Source organism: Vibrio sp. T9 (assembly GCF_003123985.1).
GTDB classification, from domain to species: Bacteria; Pseudomonadota; Gammaproteobacteria; order Enterobacterales; family Vibrionaceae; genus Vibrio; species Vibrio diabolicus.
In genome coordinates this window covers 1-17293 of sequence record NZ_NIGY01000006.1, presented here as the reverse complement: position 1 = coordinate 17293, position 17293 = coordinate 1, and the positions used below count along the sequence as shown (strand labels likewise).

The window sequence follows — 17293 nt, the reverse complement described above, 5'->3', positions numbered from 1 at the left end:
AGCTATGAGTAGTATTCAACAAAATATTGAACATATCACCTCTCAAATTCGATATGACGAGCAAAAATGTGGTCGAACTCCAGAGTCAGTGCAACTTCTAGCGGTAAGCAAAACTAAACCTGTCGAGGCAATTCTCGAAGCCTACCAAGCGGGACAAACCGCCTTTGGTGAAAACTACGTCCAAGAGGGCGTCAGTAAAGTTCAGCACTTTGCCGAGCATTATCCAGATAATCGAATCGAATGGCACTTCATTGGCCCGATTCAGTCGAATAAATCGCGACTTGTTGCTGAACATTTCGATTGGGTTCACACCATCGATCGAACCAAGATTGCTCAACGCCTGAATGATCAACGTCCCAGCGAACTTAAACCGCTACAAGTTCTGATTCAGGTTAACACCAGTGGTGAAGCATCTAAGTCTGGTGTCACCGAAGCGGAAGTATTCGAGCTGGCGGAGTTGATTTCTCGCCTACCCAACCTCACTTTAAGAGGGTTGATGTCGATTCCTGCCAACGTGTCTGACTACGAATCACAACTTCATGAGTTTCAGAAGTTGGCCACATTGAAGCAAACACTCGAAGCTCAGTTCCCAGAAATCGATACATTATCAATGGGAATGAGTGGTGATATGACCGCTGCAATCGAAGCTGGTAGTACAATGGTTCGTATTGGAACCGCTATTTTCGGCGCACGAGACTACAGCTAAATCAACAAAACGCTCACTAGCGACATAAATTCGTCGTTAAATTAAAGAGTAAATCGCGCAATCATCTTACTCGCCAATAGGAGCAGTAAGTAACAGCGGCGCCATTATACACCTGAGCGCACAACAAACTCTAAATATCATGATGGAAATCAGACAAATGGAACATAAAAAAATCGCCTTCATTGGTGCTGGCAACATGGTGAGAGCCATTGTTTCTGGCTTGGTTGCTAACGGATACCCAGCGCAGAACATTACCGCGACAGCGCCTTCAGAGGCTCGCCGTCTTCCGCTAGAACAAGATTTTGGCATCCGTACCACCAGCGATAACATCCAAGCGGCGACCGAAGCGGATGTGGTGGTATTGTCTGTGAAACCGCAAATGATGGCGGATGTTTGTAAACCACTGCAAGCGATCGATTTCACTAATAAACTGGTGATTTCTATTGCCGCTGGCATCAACTGTTCACGATTGGATGATATGCTAGCCACCAAATTGAACTTGGTTCGTGTTATGCCAAATACGCCATCACAACTTGGGTTGGGCATGAGTGGTTTATTCGCACCAGCCCATGTAACTGAGCAAGACAAAGCTTTTGCCGCAGAGTTAATGGAAGCGGTCGGTAAGGTATGCTGGGTTGAGCGAGAGTCTGGTATCAATAATGTGATTGCAGCAGCGGGCAGTGCTCCGGCATACTTCTTCCTGTTTATGGAGGCAATGCAAGCAGAAGCGATTGCTCAAGGCTTTGATAAAGACACCGCTCGACTATTGGTTCAGCAAGCTGCATTGGGCGCGGCCAGTATGGTGGTTAGCAACCCAGAAACTGAGCTATCGACCCTGCGTGAGAACGTGACATCGAAAGGTGGGACAACGGCAGAAGCACTGCGTACATTCAACGAACATCAACTTTCAGATATTGTTGCTAAAGCCATGCAAGCTGCTGTGGCTCGCGCGGAAGAAATGGAAAAACTGTTTTAATTATTTGGATGAACTCCGTTTAGTATCATCCATCACTTGTTAAGGGTACCTTATGAATTCAATGAGTTTTCTCATCTCAACCCTATTTGACCTGTACATCATGGTCGTAATTTTGCGAATTTGGTTGCAAGCTGCACGCGCAGACTTCTACAACCCATTCTCGCAATTCATAGTAAAAGCGACTCAACCGGTCATTGGTCCACTGCGCCGCATTATCCCTTCCGTGGGGAATATTGACCTAGCAACCGTGTTGTTTGCCTACGTGTTGTGTGTGCTTAAATTTGTCGTTCTGATCCTGATAGCTTCGAACGGTTCCGTCTCTTTCAGCGCTGATTTCTTGTTCTTAGGCTTGTTATCATTAATCAAAGCCGCTGGAGGTCTGCTGTTCTGGGTACTATTGATCCGTGCAATTTTGAGCTGGGTAAGCCAAGGTCGCAGTCCTATCGAGTACGTATTCCATCAATTAACCGAGCCAATGTGCGCACCAATCCGTCGTATTATTCCGGCTATTGGTGGTCTTGATTTGAGCGTACTGGTGCTGTTTATCGGCTTGCAGTTCGCGAACTTCTTGATGGGTGATATCATTGGTCCAATTTGGTTCCAATTATAATGTCAGCCGCAGTTTGGCAAGATGGCGAGGACATCATCCTAAAGCTCTATATTCAACCTAAAGCAAGCCGCGATAAAATCGTTGGCTTGCATGGTGAAGAGCTCAAAATCGCCATTACTGCTCCACCTGTCGATGGCAAAGCTAATGCGCACCTAACTAAGTTCTTAGCCAAGCAGTTTAAAATCGCTAAGGGTTTGGTTCACATAGAAAAAGGTGAATTAGGACGGCACAAACAAATTCGGATAGAATCACCTACCCAGATACCGACAGAAATTAAAGCCATCTTATGATGGCTTTTTATTTACAATTTTGTACCACACTTACTAGTACCAATGACTGAGTTCGCATTTTTACCCCGTGACCAAGGTAAAATTGCGGCTATGGTTGTTTTATAACAAGTGCTTTGAGGAAGTAACAATGAGCAAATGGATTACCGCATTACTGATCAGCCTATTGTCGTTACCAAGCTTCGCCGATCAGTTTAAAAATATGAAAGATATCGAAGTACACTATGTCGCGTTTAACTCGACATTCTTAACACCGAAAGTCGCACGTAGCTACGATATCAAGCGTAATGGATACCTCGCTGTGGTTAATATTAGCGTGCTAGATAGAGCTTCATTGGGTAAACCTGCATTAGAAGCAAAAATTGCTGGACGCGCGAAAAACCTCATCGGCCAAACTCAGACCTTGTCCTTTCGTGAAGTCAAAGAAGGCAATGCGATATACTATTTAGCCGAACTACCAATTACCCACGAAGAAACTTTTACTTTCGATATTGACGTAAAAGCTGGAAACAAAGGCTCAGGTAAGCTTAAATTCACCCAGAAGTTTTATGTTGAAGAGTAATTGGGTTGTGATGATCCAAAAGCTTTTGGATCTAAGCAGGCTAAAAACCACTTATTAGTTAAAGAATATCTAGAGGAGAACGATTTGTTCTCCTCTATCACTATTAAAAGAGATTCCCATGAAAAAAATTGTGCTAGCAACCGGTAACCAAGGCAAAGTTCGTGAAATGGCAGATTTATTGTCTGACTTCGGTTTTGAAGTATTAGCGCAAAGTGAATTCAATGTATCGGAAGTAGCAGAAACGGGTACAACCTTCATTGAAAACGCGATCATCAAAGCTCGCCATGCCGCACAAGAAACAGGGCTTCCTGCGATTGCAGATGACTCTGGCTTAGAAGTCGATTTCTTAAAAGGCGCTCCGGGCATTTACTCTGCACGTTACGCAGGCGAGAACGCATCTGATCAAGAGAATCTAGAAAAATTGCTAGCGGCAATGGAAGGCGTACCAGAAGCAGAACGTACAGCACGTTTCCACTGCGTATTAGTCCTCATGCGCCACGAGAACGACCCAACGCCTATCGTCTGCCACGGAAAATGGGAAGGCCGCATTCTAACTGAAGCACACGGTGAAAATGGCTTTGGCTACGACCCAATCTTCTTTGTTCCTGAAAACAACTGTGCGTCAGCCGAACTTGAACCTGCACGTAAAAAACAACTGTCTCACCGCGGTAAAGCGCTCAAGTCGTTGTTTGCTCAACTGTCTGAGCAAGTGTCTCAGTAATCACGAGCGAATTAGACCATGTTAACGCCCCCAACACTCAGCTTGTATGTACACATCCCTTGGTGTGTACAAAAGTGCCCGTATTGCGACTTTAACTCTCACGCGCTCAAAACCGAGATTCCAGAAGAAGAGTACATCAGTGCTCTTCTAGAAGATTTAGATACTGACATTCAGAAATACCGCCTTAACGAAATGCCACGTCCACTGCATTCAATCTTCATTGGTGGTGGTACGCCGAGTTTGATTTCGGCAGAAGGCATCGAGCGTCTACTTAAGGGCATTGAAGCGCGTATTCCGTTCAAGCCTGAAATCGAAATCACCATGGAAGCGAATCCAGGCACCATCGAAGCAGAGCGTTTTGTTGGCTACCGCAAAGCTGGTGTAACGCGTATCTCTATCGGCGTACAAAGCTTTGAGCAGCAGAAGCTTGAGCGTTTGGGGCGCATTCACGGCCAAGACGAAGCCGTCAATGCTGCTAAGCTGGCGCACCAAATCGGTTTGAACAGCTTTAACCTCGATCTCATGCACGGCTTACCTGATCAAAGCATCGAACAAGCCTTGGCAGATTTGGACAAAGCGATTGAGTTGGCACCGCCGCACTTGTCTTGGTATCAGCTGACCATCGAACCAAACACCATGTTTTACTACAAGCCACCAACGCTACCTGACGATGATGACTTGTGGGATATTTTCGAGCTCGGACACCAAAAACTTGCAGCCGCGGGTTATGTGCAATATGAAATTTCGGGTTACAGCAAGCCGGGCTATCAGTGTCAGCACAACCTCAACTACTGGCGCTTTGGCGATTACCTTGGTATTGGTTGTGGCTCTCATGGCAAACTCAGTTTTACCGACGGGCGTATTATTCGAACGACAAAGGTAAAACACCCGCGTGGCTATTTAGCGGCTTATCAAAATATGGTCAAACCTTATCTGCATACAGAACATGTCGTCGCGGATGAAGACCGTCCATTCGAGTTCTTTATGAACCGATTCCGCTTAATGGAAGCATGCCCGAAGCAAGATTACGTGGACACCACAGGCTTGCCGCTCAGTACGATTCAAGAAACTATTGATTGGGCGTTAGAAATGGGCTACTTGAGTGAAACCGCCACTCATTGGCAAATTACTGAAAAAGGGAAGCTCTTCCTTAATGACTTGCTCGAAGCCTTTATGGCCGAAGAAAGCGAAGAGTAACGCAGCCCAAAAACAAAAAAGCCTCTCAATTGAGAGGCTTTTTATATAGAACATTCAACATTAGAAAATCGAACGGCCAATTCGCTCTGAGAGCAGTTCAAGCGCCTTAGTACCCGCAAGCGAATTACCTGAAGGATCAAGCTCTGGAGACCATACTGAGATGGTCATTTCGCCAGGTACTACCGCGATAATGCCACCACCGACACCAGACTTACCAGGCATACCAACGCGATAAGCAAACTCGCCCGCGCCATCATACAGGCCACACGTTGCTAACAGTGCATTAAGTTGTTTGGTTTGCACAGGAGAAACTACAGGCTTACCCGTTTGTACCGATGTGCCCTTGTTTGCTAAATAGCTAAACGTTTTAGCCAAATCGACGCAACTCATCTTCAGCGCACAAGCGTGGAAGTAGTTTTGTAGTACTGGAATCACTTCATTTTCGAAGTTGCCAAACGAACGCATGAGATATGCAATCGCCGCATTACGATCACCATGCATCATTTCGGATGCCGCGACGACTTTGTCATACACAATATGAGTATCACCAGAAAGCTGACGTACAAATTCCAATAGGCGCTGACGAGGTGCAGATAAGCGAGTTTGCAACAGATCCGCCACAACTATCGCTCCAGCATTAATAAAAGGGTTGCGAGGAATACCTTGCTCCATTTCTAGCTGGATTAGCGAATTAAATGCCTGCCCCGAAGGCTCTTTTCCCACTCGAGACCAAATTTCTTCTTGCTTGTACAAGCACATCGCTAACGTCAAGCTCAATGCTTTTGAAATAGATTGGATAGAGAAAGGTTCATCGGCATCGCCCGCCTTGATAACCTCACCTTCGTTGGTGTATACCGCAATACCTAACTTGTTGCTGGGTACTTTTGCCAGAGCAGGAATGTAATCAGCCACTTTACCTTGGCCGATTAAAGGGCGCACTTCCGCCAAAATATCTGTCAAAATTTCCACTGTCGGTTTCATTCTCTACCTTCTATTTACAAGAGAACTCGTTGAGCTCAGAGGTAAAAAAAGCCAACGTGTCGTTGGCTTTTCCATAGGGTTCGTTCGACTCAAGTCGATTATGGTTTTACTGCCACAATAATATTGCGGTTGATAGATTGATCAACACGGTGAAGATAACCGATGTAAGGCTCTTCTGAAAGTACCTTCCAACCTTGCTCTTCAAATAATGCCGCGACGTCTTTCCATTTCAATGTAAATTCATTGAAAGACAACACCACTGAACCTTGTTTTTTCAGTACCACTTTCCATGCAGGCAGAGCCTCTTTTAAAAGCTCTAGTGGGCTCCGGTTCAGTTTGCTGTCCTTGGCATTTTTGCTGCCGTGCTGCACACCATAAGGCAAGTCAGACACCATCACATCAACTGAGTTCTTTTTCACGACTTGATCAGCGATACGAGTATCAGCCGAATACAGCTTCATAAACTGAAGATTGCCTTGGTTGTAATCTTCTTTATTTGCTGCAGCTTCAACCACGAAACCATCCGCCACTTTCTTGCCACCCGCTGTGCGCTTTTCTTTGCTCACTTTGTGCTTAAAGCGGCCATTCTTCATGAACTTAACGATAAAGGTCTGGATCTCTTGCACCCACTTGGCATTGATCTCTACCCCCACCACGTTCAAACCATGGATCAAGCCTTCAAACAAGGTTGTACCTTTACCACACATTGGATCCATCAAGGTCAGCTGCTCACTTCCCGTATTGGACGCACTAATGCCGATATTCACCATCAAGCGAGTAAACTGCTCGTTTGTTTTCCCGGTATAACGCAGAATCTGACTCATTCTTTCCGGGAAAGTATTGAACGCTGACGCTTGAATTGGTCGAAGTAAACCATCTTCGCGCACTTCAAATAGTGCATAGTAAATCGAAGAGGCTGCGATTCTTCGCGTCTGCTCATCGCTCAGAGCTTCCTGACAAGAAAACACCAACGCTGCAGGTAAGCCAACCTCTTTACTACCAATTTCTGTCACATCCACGCCTTGTGAAGCTAAAATTGCTTTTAGCTCTGAACAGGCAATGGTCATTGCGCTATCAAAGTAAATTCGGTTATGACCCGGATTCGCTAATATCGCGTAATGGTACATCCCATGAACTCCTCTAGTTACGCGATACGCTTATATTTGATATCCCACACACCGTGACCAAGACGGTGACCACGAGCTTCAAACTTCGTTAAAGGACGGTCGTCTGGACGAGGAACGAAATCACCATCTTTAGCAATGTTTTCGAAGCCTGGCGCTTGGTTCATAACTTCAATCATGTGCTCTGCGTAGTTTTCCCAGTCTGTCGCCATGTGGAAAATACCTTCATTAGGGATCAGCTTCTCACGAACCATTTCAGCAAAACCTAATTGAACGATGCGACGCTTGTGGTGACGTTTCTTGTGCCAAGGGTCTGGGAAGAACAACTGCAGTGTCGATAGGCTGCCGTTTGGAATCATATGCTCAAACACTTCCACTGCGTCATGGCACATCACACGCAGGTTAGTAACTCCCGCCTCACGCGCATCCGCAAGACAAGCACCAACACCCGGGCTGTGTACTTCGATACCAATGAAGTTCTTCTCTGGTGCATTCTTTGCCATTTCAACCAATGAAGCACCCATACCAAAACCGATCTCTAGTACAACGGGGTTGTCGTTACCAAACACTTCTTTCCAATCGAGAAGTTCAGCTTTGAAGTCAATACCCATCGTTGGCCAGCATTCATTCATCGCGCTCTCTTGACCTTTAGTCAAACGCCCTTCACGGCGCACAAAGCTGCGGATTTTGCGGATCAGCTTTCCGTCTTCGTTGTATTCGTTAGTGGTTACTTCACTCATTGATTTTGCCTGCACATTGATTAATCAAAGCGGGGATTATCCAAAGAATTTACTGAGGTGCAAGTATTTGTTGAGCTCTTGGCCTATGGCAGCCCAAAAGCAATAGCACACCTCTTTATATCCCTACTGTTTATCCGTTGTACTTCTTGCCCATTATGTGGTGCAATTTTGCACCTAACCAATAATAGAATACAGAGCAAGTCGTGACACCTTTCGCCAATGCCATCCTAGAATGGTATGACGCATATGGAAGAAAAGATCTTCCGTGGCAACAAAATAAGACCGCATACAGTGTCTGGTTGTCTGAAATCATGCTTCAGCAAACTCAGGTCACTACGGTTATTCCGTATTACCAACGTTTCTTGGAGCGTTTTCCAACCGTTATCGATCTTGCCAATGCTGAGCAAGATGAAGTCCTACACCTTTGGACTGGCTTAGGGTATTACGCCCGAGCCCGTAACCTTCACAAAGCAGCACAAGAGGTCGCCTCTACATACAATGGTGAGTTTCCTCTTGATATAGAGAAAATGAACGCCTTACCGGGGATTGGCCGCTCTACCGCAGCCGCCGTTTTATCGTCTGTGTATAAACAACCACATGCGATTCTTGATGGCAACGTGAAGCGCACCCTATCCCGCTGTTTCGCAGTCGAAGGATGGCCAGGACAAAAAAAGGTTGAAAACCAGCTGTGGGAAATTGCCGAAACGCATACCCCACAAACGGACGTAGATAAGTATAACCAGGCAATGATGGACATGGGCGCAATGGTCTGCACACGCAGCAAACCCAAATGTAGCCTCTGCCCTGTTGCGGATCTGTGTGTGGCAAAACAACAAGGCAATGTGCTCGACTACCCGGGTAAAAAACCGAAAAAAGACAAGCCAATCAAGCAAACTCGTTTTGTAATGCTTCACCACAACACCGAAAATGGTCATGAAGTGTGGTTAGAACAAAGACCACAAACAGGCATTTGGGGTGGCTTATTTTGCTTCCCACAAACCGAACATGTGGATGTAGAAAGCGACATTGAATTGCTACTGGATCAACGTGGCATTCAAGCCAGCAATATCAAGCAGCAGCAAACACTGATTACCTTTCGCCATACCTTTAGCCATTACCACCTCGATATCACGCCAATTTTGATTGATTTATCAAAGCAACCGGACGTGATAATGGAAGGCAACAAAGGTCTTTGGTATAACTTATCTAAACCTGAAGAAGTCGGTTTAGCCGCGCCAGTAAAACTATTGCTGGAAGCGCTACCCCACGAACTTCGTTAATTGAATACAAGGAGTCATTATGAGCCGCACTGTATTTTGTGCTCGACTAAAAAAAGAAGGCGAAGGTCTAGACTTTCAACTTTACCCTGGTGAACTAGGTAAACGCATTTTCGACAACATCTCGAAAGAAGCGTGGGCTCAGTGGCAACACAAACAAACCATGTTGATCAACGAAAAGAAACTCAACATGATGGATCCAGAGCACCGAAAACTGATCGAAACAGAAATGGTAAACTTCCTCTTTGAAGGAAAAGACGTTCATATCGAAGGTTACACACCGCCGAGCGAATAAAGTTGCTTGAGTTAAAACAATGACATCACAACCACTTGTGGTGTCATTTTTCTATTACCTTCAATAGCCCTGATACTTATGAAAAAAATTGTCTTTATTGCTGCCGCACTTTTAATGGCTGGCTGTAGCCGTGAATTCGTCGAAAAGATTTATGACGTCAACTACGAGCCCACAAACCGTTTTGCCAATAACTTAGCTGAGCTACCTGGACAATTTGAAAAAGATACCGCCGCGTTGGATGCCCTGATCAATAGTTTCTCTGGTAATATTCAAAAGCGCTGGGGTAAAAAAGAAATTAAGTACGCAGGCAAAAGTAATTACGTCAAATATATCGATAACTACCTTAGCCGTGCCGAAGTCGACTTTCGCAAAGGCGTGATCACGATTGAAACCGTATCACCGACCGAGCCCCAAAAGCACCTCAAAGAGGCGATTGTCACTACCTTACTCACGCCAGACGATCCAGCTCACGTCGACTTGTTCTCCTCAAAAGGAATCACGTTAGAAGGGCAACCATTTCTGTATAAACAAGTTGTCGATCAAGACAATAAGCCAATTCAGTGGTCTTGGCGGGCAAACCGATTTGCGGAGTATCTCATCGCAAACAAGATCAAGACCAAAGACGTTGATTTCAAGAAAGCGTATTACGTCGAAATCCCCATGGTTGAAGACCATTTTTCAACACGCAGCTACCAATACGCCGATATCGTGCGCCGAGCTTCCAAAAAATACGATATTCCAGAAGATTTGATATACGCCATTATTAAAACCGAGAGCAGCTTCAACCCGTACGCAGTAAGTTGGGCAAATGCGTATGGCTTAATGCAAGTTGTACCTAAAACCGCCGGTCGAGACGTATTCAAGCTCGTGAAAAAGCGCTCAGGCCAGCCAAGCCCTGAATATTTGTTTAATCCAGAAAACAACATCGATACCGGTACTGCGTATTTCTACATTTTAAAAAATCGTTATTTAAGAGAAGTCCATCACCCTACCTCTCTCGAGTACAGTATGATTTCCGCTTACAATGGCGGTACTGGAGGTGTTTTAAACACATTCCATCGCAGCGATCGCAAACGCGCAATGCAAGATCTTAATTCGTTGCAACCCAACCAAGTTTATTGGGCACTAACTAAGAAACACCCGAACGCAGAAGCACGTCGTTACCTAGAAAAAGTTACAAATTTCAAAAAGGAATTTAACTCAAAGCAAACTTTGTAGTGATAGTTGAATAAAAAGCGTTCGAACAAGCACTTTTTTGAAATTATTTAAAAAAAGTGGTTGACGCAAAGCGGGAAAATCCGTTTAATAGCGCTCCGTTGCCCGGATAGCTCAGTCGGTAGAGCAGAGGATTGAAAATCCTCGTGTCGGTGGTTCGATTCCGCCTCCGGGCACCACAATTTGATTTGTTGGTGTCTTAACGAAATGTTATAACACGGACAAAAGCACAAAGAATAAAGTGTGCCGACTTAGCTCAGTAGGTAGAGCAACTGACTTGTAATCAGTAGGTCACCAGTTCGATTCCGGTAGTCGGCACCATTCTTTTGCCTCGATAGCTCAGTCGGTAGAGCAGAGGATTGAAAATCCTCGTGTCGGTGGTTCGATTCCGCCTCGAGGCACCATATTTGGTGCGCTTGCTTAATTTAAATCATTGGCAAGACACAAAACAGGATAGTTCCTCCTTAGCTCAGTTGGTAGAGCGACGGACTGTTAATCCGCAGGTCACTGGTTCGAGTCCAGTAGGAGGAGCCAAATTCAAGAATTTCATGAAAATGAGATTCTTAAAACGAAGAGTTCATCTCTTCTAAAAAGAATAAAGTGTGCCGACTTAGCTCAGTAGGTAGAGCAACTGACTTGTAATCAGTAGGTCACCAGTTCGATTCCGGTAGTCGGCACCATTCTTTTGCCTCGATAGCTCAGTCGGTAGAGCAGAGGATTGAAAATCCTCGTGTCGGTGGTTCGATTCCGCCTCGAGGCACCATTATTTGGTGTCATTGCTAAACACGATACACGAATAATTCCTCCTTAGCTCAGTTGGTAGAGCGACGGACTGTTAATCCGCAGGTCACTGGTTCGAGTCCAGTAGGAGGAGCCATTTTTAAAAAGCCGCATCTTTTGATGCGGTTTTTTGGCATCTGCCCTACGCTCATTTCATTTTCTTTGTTTCTCTGTTTCTCTGTTTCTCTGTTTCTAGCATCGCAAAATATTAAGCCCAATCTCTAAAAAACACTTATTTTACGCTAAAAATTTAATCCTCATCATAATTTCAATACGCACTAGTATGCGCTCATATTCATCTTCACTAAGATGCCCGAGTTATTACATTTCTTCTTTTAGCTATGCCTTGCATAGTGATGACACTTTATTTGTGAGCTAAATATGAAACTAAAAACTCAAGCCTATTTATTATCTGCGATCATATTGCTAGCACTCCTAGCACTGACCGCAACGGGCTTATGGACACTTCGCGTCGCAAGTAACCTTGATAACAAAGCTCGGGTTACTGAGCTATTCAAAAGTGCGTACAGCATTCTTACCGAAGTAGAAAAAATGGCTATCGAAGGCAAAATGCCAGAGGACGAAGCGAAATCATTAGCCACTCGCCTACTCCGTAATAATATCTACAAAGACAACGAATACGTTTATGTCGCAGATGAGAACATGATTTTTGTTGCAGCTCCGCTTGACCCTCAATTACATGGAACAAGCTTTCACGACTTTCGTGATGGAGATGGCAACAGCGTCGGCCAACTTATCTTAGATGTTTTGGGGCGCAAAACAGGTCAAATCATCGAATATACTTGGAGTCAAAAGCAGGCCGACGGAAGCATTGAAGAAAAACACTCTATTGCCGAGAAAACACCACATTGGGGCTGGGTTGTAGGTACAGGGATCGGCTTTAATGAGGTGAATGCTCGCTTCTGGGCTACCGCTCAATGGCAGCTTGTACTGTGTTTAGTTATCGCGGGGAGTATTCTCGGTGGCCTGATAATCTCGATTCGCAAGATGCTCAATCTACTTGGTGGAGAGCCAAACGATGTGCGCAAAGCCGTTCAAGCTGTCGCACAAGGCGACATTCAGACCAGTTTTGATGCAGTGGCGCCGAGAGGAAGTATCTATCGTGCGGTGCAAGATATGAGTCAATCACTAGCCACCATGGTGACAAACCTTGAGAAATCCATGCACGCACTGCGCGCTGAGTTATCTGCCGTAGAATCTCGCTCAAATACGATTGCCGATCTCACCGTATCTCAGCAGCAGTCAACAGCAATGATTGCCACTGCGATGACTGAAATGGCATCTTCAGCCAACCATGTTGCCAACTCGGCAAGTGATACAGCAAACAACACAGACGAAGCCGATAAACAAAGTCAGCATACTCAGAAGCTGATTCACAGTACTGTTGAAAACATTCAAGGTTTGGCTTCTCAATTAAATACTGCAAGTAAAGCGGTCGCCGATCTAGATCAGGATGTAAATAGTATAGTGAAAGTGCTCGATGTAATTGGCGATATTGCAGAGCAAACAAACTTACTCGCACTCAATGCTGCCATTGAAGCAGCACGTGCCGGAGAGCAAGGTCGAGGCTTTGCCGTTGTTGCCGACGAGGTGCGTAACCTTGCAGGCCGAACACAAGATAGCACTAAAGAGATTCAGCATATGATCTCCAACCTGCAAGAAGGTTCCCGTAACGCTATTCACACAATGGAAGTGTGTGCAGAAACCAGTGAGGGCACAGTAACAGAGTCTAAGAATGCCTCTGAAGCTCTGCAGCAAATTGTAACGGCTTTAGAATCTATCACCGCAATGAGTCAGCAGATCGCGACCGCAGCAGCCGAACAAACTCAGGTTAGCGATGATATTGCGCTGCGCATAAATCTTATCGAGGAAAGCGGAAGCCAGCTCAACTCTGTGGTAACGGAGAGTCAATCAAGCACTCAAAGTTTAGCTTCGCTGGCGGATGAGCTAGAAGGTTGGGTAAACAAGTTCTCTGTAAAGCACTAGGTTAAAGTCAATTGTTTAGTATAAAGCACGTTTTCAAGCGTGCTTTTTTTGTTTTTATCCATTTACTCTACTTTCAAACTCCTATCTTTCCATTAAAGAAAGCTTAGTTGATGGTGGATTTGTATCAAAAATGCATAAAAACAGCCCACTCCGAGCACATTTTCATCAAACGATATTTTATTTTAATTTTATGGTTGACCTAAGAGCCGAAAAACCGTTTAATACACCTCGTCGCCCGGATAGCTCAGTCGGTAGAGCAGAGGATTGAAAATCCTCGTGTCGGTGGTTCGATTCCGCCTCCGGGCACCACAATTTATTAATTGTTGGTGCTTAGCACGAACAATAGTTAAAGAATATAGTGTGCCGACTTAGCTCAGTAGGTAGAGCAACTGACTTGTAATCAGTAGGTCACCAGTTCGATTCCGGTAGTCGGCACCATTTATTCTTTTAAAAAGACAATTCCTCCTTAGCTCAGTTGGTAGAGCGACGGACTGTTAATCCGCAGGTCACTGGTTCGAGTCCAGTAGGAGGAGCCATTTTTCAGTTAGTAAGTCGATTACTTATTAACGAAAATGTGCCGACTTAGCTCAGTAGGTAGAGCAACTGACTTGTAATCAGTAGGTCACCAGTTCGATTCCGGTAGTCGGCACCACTTATTAAAATTTGTTCCTCCTTAGCTCAGTTGGTAGAGCGACGGACTGTTAATCCGCAGGTCACTGGTTCGAGTCCAGTAGGAGGAGCCATATTAGAAAAAGCCGTATCTCTTGATACGGCTTTTTTGCATTGGTTTAAAGTCAAACTCTTTTCTACTCATGTCACTCAGGAAAGAAAATCAGAGTTTAGATCATTACCTTGAAGGCATCGCTTAACTTAGAGTGGAATATCTGCTCACCAACAACTCTGCTTTCTATCGATAGTCCCACCATAAGCAATGTTCACCAATAAATAATAATCATAGTGGGTGGCACACATCTCCCAGATCAAAAAAGCCAGGTAAAACCCAGCTTTTTGCTTAAATCAACCAACTCAGCTTAAACCACCGAGACAAATATACTTTGTCTCCAAATATTCATCGAGCCCTTGTTTCGCACCTTCTCGGCCAACTCCTGACTCTTTCACTCCACCAAACGGGGCCACCTCAGTAGAAATAATCCCCTCATTGACACCAACCATGCCGTATTCCAGACCTTCACTGAAAGCAACAATACGCTTGAAGTTATTCGTGTAGAAGTAACAAGCCAAACCATACTCTGTGTCATTCGCCATTCCTAGAACTTGCTCATCATTCTCAAAGGTAATAATAGGTAATACAGGCCCGAATAGCTCTTGCTGAACAATCGACATATGTTGCTTGACGCTATCCAAAAGAACGGGCTCCATAAAGCGCCCAGGGCGTCTCTGCGGAGAGTTGGCAATAGAAGCCCCTTCTTGTACAGCTTGATCGATCACCGCCTCTAGGCGATGTTTAGAAGCCATCGTAATAACAGGGCCTAATGTGACACCTTTCTCTAAACCATTACCAAGCTGTAATTTGCTTAACTTCGACAATACTTTTTCAATAAAAACTTGTTTTACACCTTCATGAACATACAGCCGATTGGTACAAACACATGTTTGCCCTGCATTACGAAACTTCGAAGCGACAAGCCCTTCCGCAGCCGCATCTAAATCTGCATCTTCAAAAACAATAAAAGGTGCATTACCACCTAACTCCATCGAAACCGCTTTGACAGAGTCACTGGCTTGTTTCATCAAAATCTTCCCGACTCGCGTAGAGCCCGTAAAAGAAACTTTCTTAATCCTAGGATCAGTACTTAGTACTAGGCCAAACTCAGCTGCCTGCTCTGATACCACCACAGGAAGCAGTTCTTTTGGGATTCCTGCCTGATAAGCTAATTCAACAACAGCAATTGCAGTAAGAGGGGTAAGCTCAGAGGGTTTAATCAGCATACCACAGCCTGCCGCCAGGGCTGGTGCTGCTTTTCTTGTAATCATCGCAATAGGGAAGTTCCACGGCGTAATTGCAGCGCATACCCCTACAGGCTGGCGAATAGCAGACAGACGTCGATCTGTCGTGGGGGCTGGTATAACTTCGCCATAAGCACGTTTGGCTTCTTCTGAAAACCACTCGACAAAAGAGGCGCCATACATCACCTCCCCTTTACTCTCGGTTAATGGTTTTCCCTGCTCTAAGGTAATAACTGTGGCAATGTCTTCTGCATTATCAAGGAGTAATTGATACCACTTTTTCAAGCGACGAGAGCGCTCTTTAGCACTTAACTTTGCCCAGCGAATTTGCTCGGTTTTACACTTACCAATAATGTCATCTAATTCCTCAAGAGCACTGGGCTTTAGTCGAACTAACTCTTGCTCAGTTGCAGGGTTGATGACCACAATTCCCTCTTCGGAAGACCATTGTTTAAATACGGATTTCAAGGTTTCATTTTTTATTTGTTGCATCATCAAACTTACTCCTACGAGAACTCCTCTTAGGTTAATCTTTACTAGCAAGATCAGCAAAGAAAACAAAGTTTTCTAAAAGACATGAATGTTCGAATGACTTTATTCTCTTAACAGTCTAGACGCTCATTCTCTTCCAATGACTAAATCAGACTAGCGGTAACAAACTCCAGCAATCCATTCTCCTAGGGACTATCCAGAACACTAGAACGATGAATATTTGCGAAGTAGCAGTAGAAACCCCTTGCTAGAGAAAAGCGTTAACGAAATACGCAGTGACAGAGTGCAGACGACGAGCTAGCTTATGCGGATTCATCAGTCTCCAGCATTTACTATAAGGTTCGAATCTGTAGAGATATGGGCAAGATTACATTCAACTAGAATTGTGCAATTCGGTTGTGGGTAAAGCTGGCACTACAGATACCAAAAATCTTATTCTTTCAAGTGAAGCTTAATATAAGTGGCAGCGGTTCTGGGCTACTAACTGGCCTTTTCCGCGGGACTCATTCGAACGAAGGGAGAAATATACTTGCATTAACGAAAAAGCCCCAGTCTTTCGACTGGGGCTTAATATAAATGGCGGAGTGGACGGGACTCGAACCCGCGACCCCCGGCGTGACAGGCCGGTATTCTAACCAACTGAACTACCACTCCGCAGTGGTATCACTCGCTTGTAATCAGCAAGTGTCCAAAATTTAAAGCCTGGCGATGTCCTACTCTCACATGGGGAAACCCCACACTACCATCGGCGCTATTTCGTTTCACTTCTGAGTTCGGCATGGAAATCAGGTGGGTCCAAAACGCTATGGTCGCCAAGCAAATTCTTTACGTTTTGTTTTAGGCTTTAATTTAAAGCCTAAAACAAACAATAAATGGTGCTGATACCCAGAATCGAACTGGGGACCTCATCCTTACCAAGGATGCGCTCTACCGACTGAGCCATATCAGCACATTATTTGTGTCCGTAAGGACTAAAAAAGCCCGCTTTTACAAACGGGCTCTCTTAACTTTTGTCTTCACCTTTCAAAAAAGGAGAACACTAAATTTAAAGCCTGGCGATGTCCTACTCTCACATGGGGAAGCCCCACACTACCATCGGCGCTATTTCGTTTCACTTCTGAGTTCGGCATGGAAATCAGGTGGGTCCAAAACGCTATGGTCGCCAAGCAAATTCTTTAATCTGGAAAGCTGTTTTTTAATTCTCGTTCTTACACATTCAATGTTCTTTCATTGAGTCCATCAAAACCCCTTGGGTGTTGTATGGTTAAGCCTCACGGGCAATTAGTACAGGTTAGCTCAACGCCTCACAACGCTTACACACCCTGCCTATCAACGTCGTAGTCTACGACAACCCT

15 protein-coding genes, 14 tRNA genes and 3 rRNA genes are annotated in these 17293 nt (G+C 44.9%); 23 read left to right on the top strand and 9 right to left on the bottom strand.

Features of this window, described 5'->3' with window-relative positions; translation table 11 throughout:
• The first annotated feature begins 4 nt into the window (after window positions 1-4).
• The 7 genes from CBX98_RS13010 (at window position 5) to hemW (ending at window position 5059) form a co-directional block, all read left to right on the top strand.
• A complete protein-coding gene (locus CBX98_RS13010) occupies window positions 5-706 on the top strand; it encodes a YggS family pyridoxal phosphate-dependent enzyme (protein WP_054575409.1) in 702 nt (233 codons plus the stop codon).
• A gap of 157 nt (window positions 707-863) precedes the next feature.
• Window positions 864-1682 carry a pyrroline-5-carboxylate reductase gene (gene proC, locus CBX98_RS13005; protein ID WP_109169422.1) on the top strand — a complete coding sequence of 273 codons (819 nt, stop codon included), beginning with the start codon at window positions 864-866 and terminating at the stop codon, window positions 1680-1682.
• 52 nt (window positions 1683-1734) lie between these two features.
• Window positions 1735-2292, top strand: coding sequence for a YggT family protein (locus CBX98_RS13000; protein ID WP_012841393.1), 558 nt, complete (start codon window positions 1735-1737; stop codon window positions 2290-2292).
• Window positions 2292-2582, top strand: a complete 291-nt coding sequence (gene yggU, locus CBX98_RS12995) for a DUF167 family protein YggU (protein WP_005393980.1) — start codon at window positions 2292-2294, stop codon at window positions 2580-2582. The genes CBX98_RS13000 and yggU overlap by 1 nt, the downstream gene beginning before the upstream one ends.
• Window positions 2583-2709: 127 nt before the next feature.
• Window positions 2710-3141, top strand: a complete 432-nt coding sequence (locus tag CBX98_RS12990) for a DUF4426 domain-containing protein (protein ID WP_005393982.1) — start codon at window positions 2710-2712, stop codon at window positions 3139-3141.
• 118 nt (window positions 3142-3259) lie between these two features.
• A complete protein-coding gene (locus CBX98_RS12985; RefSeq protein WP_074191809.1) occupies window positions 3260-3862 on the top strand; it encodes an XTP/dITP diphosphatase in 603 nt (200 codons plus the stop codon).
• Between the two features lie 18 nt (window positions 3863-3880).
• Window positions 3881-5059: a radical SAM family heme chaperone HemW gene (hemW, locus tag CBX98_RS12980; RefSeq protein ID WP_109169420.1), complete on the top strand. Its 1179-nt coding sequence runs from the start codon at window positions 3881-3883 to the stop codon at window positions 5057-5059.
• 60 nt (window positions 5060-5119) lie between these two features.
• Here the strand turns inward: hemW and glsB are convergent, their stop codons facing one another.
• From glsB to trmB, 3 genes are all read right to left on the bottom strand, one after another.
• The gene (glsB, locus tag CBX98_RS12975; protein WP_005381007.1) at window positions 5120-6040 is read right to left on the bottom strand and encodes a glutaminase B; all 921 of its coding nucleotides are present in this window, start codon (window positions 6038-6040) and stop codon (window positions 5120-5122) included.
• Window positions 6041-6138: 98 nt separating this feature from the next.
• On the bottom strand, window positions 6139-7167 hold the full coding sequence (locus CBX98_RS12970) for a DNA methylase (RefSeq protein WP_109169418.1): 1029 nt from the start codon (window positions 7165-7167) through the stop codon (window positions 6139-6141).
• Between the two features lie 17 nt (window positions 7168-7184).
• Entirely contained in the window at window positions 7185-7904 is a 720-nt protein-coding gene (gene trmB, locus CBX98_RS12965) for a tRNA (guanosine(46)-N7)-methyltransferase TrmB (RefSeq protein WP_006743099.1), read from the bottom strand.
• A gap of 203 nt (window positions 7905-8107) precedes the next feature.
• On the opposite strand from trmB, the gene mutY reads away from it, so the two are divergent.
• From mutY to CBX98_RS12885, 16 genes are all read left to right on the top strand, one after another.
• Complete coding sequence (mutY, locus tag CBX98_RS12960) at window positions 8108-9184, top strand: A/G-specific adenine glycosylase (protein WP_074191812.1); 1077 nt, start codon at window positions 8108-8110, stop codon at window positions 9182-9184.
• A 19-nt stretch (window positions 9185-9203) separates the two neighbouring features.
• A complete protein-coding gene (locus tag CBX98_RS12955; RefSeq protein ID WP_005381002.1) occupies window positions 9204-9476 on the top strand; it encodes an oxidative damage protection protein in 273 nt (90 codons plus the stop codon).
• A gap of 78 nt (window positions 9477-9554) precedes the next feature.
• Window positions 9555-10694, top strand: a complete 1140-nt coding sequence (mltC, locus tag CBX98_RS12950) for a membrane-bound lytic murein transglycosylase MltC (protein ID WP_005393998.1) — start codon at window positions 9555-9557, stop codon at window positions 10692-10694.
• 100 nt (window positions 10695-10794) lie between these two features.
• Window positions 10795-10870 (top strand) — tRNA-Phe (locus tag CBX98_RS12945).
• Window positions 10871-10936: 66 nt separating this feature from the next.
• Window positions 10937-11012: transfer RNA gene (locus tag CBX98_RS12940), tRNA-Thr, on the top strand.
• Window positions 11013-11019: 7 nt separating this feature from the next.
• Window positions 11020-11095, top strand: a tRNA-Phe gene (locus tag CBX98_RS12935).
• Window positions 11096-11149: 54 nt separating this feature from the next.
• Window positions 11150-11225: transfer RNA gene (locus tag CBX98_RS12930), tRNA-Asn, on the top strand.
• A 70-nt stretch (window positions 11226-11295) separates the two neighbouring features.
• A tRNA-Thr gene (locus tag CBX98_RS12925) sits at window positions 11296-11371 on the top strand.
• Window positions 11372-11378: 7 nt separating this feature from the next.
• A tRNA-Phe gene (locus CBX98_RS12920) sits at window positions 11379-11454 on the top strand.
• Between the two features lie 38 nt (window positions 11455-11492).
• Window positions 11493-11568: transfer RNA gene (locus tag CBX98_RS12915), tRNA-Asn, on the top strand.
• 284 nt (window positions 11569-11852) lie between these two features.
• The gene (locus CBX98_RS12910) at window positions 11853-13478 is read left to right on the top strand and encodes a methyl-accepting chemotaxis protein (protein ID WP_085342613.1); all 1626 of its coding nucleotides are present in this window, start codon (window positions 11853-11855) and stop codon (window positions 13476-13478) included.
• Between the two features lie 233 nt (window positions 13479-13711).
• Window positions 13712-13787 (top strand) — tRNA-Phe (locus CBX98_RS12905).
• A 53-nt stretch (window positions 13788-13840) separates the two neighbouring features.
• Window positions 13841-13916 (top strand) — tRNA-Thr (locus CBX98_RS12900).
• Window positions 13917-13938: 22 nt separating this feature from the next.
• Window positions 13939-14014: transfer RNA gene (locus CBX98_RS12895), tRNA-Asn, on the top strand.
• Between the two features lie 40 nt (window positions 14015-14054).
• Window positions 14055-14130: transfer RNA gene (locus tag CBX98_RS12890), tRNA-Thr, on the top strand.
• A gap of 15 nt (window positions 14131-14145) precedes the next feature.
• Window positions 14146-14221: transfer RNA gene (locus CBX98_RS12885), tRNA-Asn, on the top strand.
• Window positions 14222-14504: 283 nt separating this feature from the next.
• Here the strand turns inward: CBX98_RS12885 and CBX98_RS12880 are convergent.
• From CBX98_RS12880 to CBX98_RS12855, 6 genes are all read right to left on the bottom strand, one after another.
• Window positions 14505-15941 (bottom strand): NAD-dependent succinate-semialdehyde dehydrogenase, encoded by a 1437-nt coding sequence (locus CBX98_RS12880; protein ID WP_172605966.1) that lies wholly within the window; start codon window positions 15939-15941, stop codon window positions 14505-14507.
• 574 nt (window positions 15942-16515) lie between these two features.
• Window positions 16516-16592, bottom strand: a tRNA-Asp gene (locus CBX98_RS12875).
• Between the two features lie 46 nt (window positions 16593-16638).
• Window positions 16639-16755: ribosomal RNA gene (gene rrf, locus CBX98_RS12870) — 5S ribosomal RNA — on the bottom strand.
• Between the two features lie 56 nt (window positions 16756-16811).
• Window positions 16812-16887, bottom strand: a tRNA-Thr gene (locus tag CBX98_RS12865).
• A gap of 101 nt (window positions 16888-16988) precedes the next feature.
• Window positions 16989-17105, bottom strand: a 5S ribosomal RNA gene (gene rrf / locus CBX98_RS12860).
• A 93-nt stretch (window positions 17106-17198) separates the two neighbouring features.
• Window positions 17199-17293 (bottom strand): 23S ribosomal RNA (locus tag CBX98_RS12855); the annotation flags it as partial.